This window comes from Holdemanella sp. MSK.7.32 (assembly GCF_024460475.1).
GTDB lineage: Bacteria > Bacillota_I > Bacilli_A > Erysipelotrichales > Erysipelotrichaceae > Holdemanella.
This window is the reverse complement of sequence record NZ_JANFYN010000131.1, coordinates 1-393: the sequence shown is the minus strand read 5'-3', so window position 1 is coordinate 393 and position 393 is coordinate 1. Positions and strand designations below refer to the sequence as shown.

Below are 393 nucleotides of genomic sequence, written 5' to 3'. Positions count from 1 at the left end.
GCAGGTCATATCGTATCTAAAGAAATGATTGCGTCTATGAATGAAAAGGCAATTGTATTCCCAATGGCTAATCCAGTGCCTGAGATTGAACCGGAAGACGCAAAAGAAGCTGGTGCCTATATTGTGGGTACAGGTCGTAGTGATCATCCAAACCAAATCAATAATGTGTTGGCTTTCCCGGGTATCTTTAAAGGTGCATTAAAAGCAGGTGCTACTTGTATCAATGATGCGATGAAAGAAGCGGCTGTTTATGCGATCAGTTCAATGATTACAGAAGATATGCTGGATAGTGAACATATTATTGTTTCCGCTTTAGATCCAAGAGTTGCGGATATTGTGGCTCAAGCAGTTGCAGATGCGGCAAAAGAAAGTGGTGTAGTGCGTGAGTAGAGT

General features: G+C 42.0%; 1 protein-coding gene. It reads left to right on the top strand.

Going from position 1 to position 393, the window contains the following annotated elements; genetic code table 11:
- Positions 1-390: malic enzyme-like NAD(P)-binding protein (locus NE544_RS12120; protein ID WP_305145750.1), on the top strand; the 390-nt coding region annotated here is incomplete at its 5' end.
- Positions 391-393: the final 3 nt, after the last annotated feature.